This window comes from Pseudomonas sp. XP1, assembly GCF_053557675.1.
Map to the genome: position 1 here is coordinate 56,731 of NZ_JBNRIJ010000031.1, position 1,458 is coordinate 58,188.

Sequence of the window (1,458 nt, forward strand, 5' to 3'; positions counted from 1 at the left end):
GCAGACCAATCGCGATCAGTCATCATATCTCTTGGTGAGGTAGGAAAAAAAGATCGCGGAGACAGGCACAAGCCCGCCGCCCGTTTCCACGGGAAGTGTTCTGGGACCAGCAGAGGGTGACCGGGGAAAACGGGGGCGGCCTTGCGCCGCCCCGCGATCAAAGCAGAGGAAACTGGTTTCAGGCAGCGTGCTGGCGCTTGATCTGCGCCTTGCGCACCTGGGCCCGGCAAGCGTCACCGAAAGCCTGGAAAATCTTGATCGAATCCGGGTTCTTCGCCGCTTGCCACTCCGGGTGCCACTGCACGGCGAACAGGAACGGCGAGATGCTCGGGGCATGGATCGCCTCTACCAGGCCGTCTTCGGCGTGTGCGATGGCCTCGATGCCGGCGCCGAGCTTGTGCAGGCCTTGGCCATGCAGCGAGTTGACACGAATCTCGTCGGTACCCAGGGCGTCACGCAGCCAGCTGTCCGGCTTGATCTTCACACCATGCACCTGGGCGTATTGCACCTCGACCGGGTCTTCCGGGTTTTCCCGGTGGTCGTTGAAGCCAGGCTCGGCGTACACCTTCTGGTAGATGTCGCCACCCAGTGCCACGTTGATTTCCTGCATGCCACGGCAGATGCCGAAGATCGGCAGGCCACGCTTGATCGCGGCCTTGACCAGCGGGATGTCGAACAGGTCGCGGTTCTTGTCCTGGCCTTTGCCGGGGGTCTCGTTCTCCTGGCCGTACAGGGCCGGGTCGATGTTGCTGCCGGCGCCGGTCAGGTACACGCCGTCGGCCATGTCCAGATAGGTCTCGAGGTCTTCGATGCCGCAGCAGGTGGGCACCAGCACCGGGACGCAATCGGAAAACTCGACCAGCGGGGTGATGTATTTGTGGGTCATGACCTGGTAGTCATGGCCTTTGCGCTCTTGGCTGCCCATGGTCATCAGGACGACGGGTTTGCGCAGGGAGGGTTGCTTGTTGCCAATGTTGCTGTTGGACATATGTCACCTTGGGACAGGTTCGGCCTGTCGTTGTTGTGCAGGTGCACGGCGCGGGGCCATGGGTGCAACCTGTAGCCCCGAGCACTGCCGGCTCGTCGGAGGCGACGATTCCGGTCGGGGCCTGTAGATAGCTTGCCAGAGCCGTTCGATATGTCAAACGACGGAGCAGGGCTTGATGGCCGGGAATGCGCCGGTTTTTGGGGGCTGAAACCGATGCGGGCCTGTGGCGGCGTGGGTTTGGCGGGGGTTAAGGTCAATAATATTTAACGATGCAGTTGGGTCTTTGCAGCTGTGCAATGAAGGTGGGTTTGTGTTTGTGCTACTGGCCCCAATCGCCGGCAAGCCAGCTCCCACAGATACTGCACTGGGCTTGAAGGCTGCAGATACCCTGTGGGAGCAACTGTCTTGCTCAATTTCTAAAAGCTGGCGTGATCCCTGTGGGAGCGGGCTTGCCCGCGAACACGGGCGAA

At 61.2% G+C, this 1,458-nt stretch carries 1 protein-coding gene; it reads right to left on the minus strand.

Features of this window, described 5'->3' with window-relative positions:
* Positions 1–178: 178 nt before the first annotated feature.
* Complete coding sequence (locus tag ACK1U9_RS21125) at positions 179–988, minus strand: gamma-glutamyl-gamma-aminobutyrate hydrolase family protein (RefSeq protein WP_046615437.1); 810 nt, start codon at positions 986–988, stop codon at positions 179–181.
* Between the last annotated feature and the right edge of the window lie 470 nt (positions 989–1,458).

Bases quoted from the DNA above. Each gene is read 5' to 3' on its own strand.
- ACK1U9_RS21125 (WP_046615437.1), bottom strand. From the start codon at position 988: ATGTCCAACAGCAACATTGGCAACAAGCAACCCTCCCTGCGCAAACCC.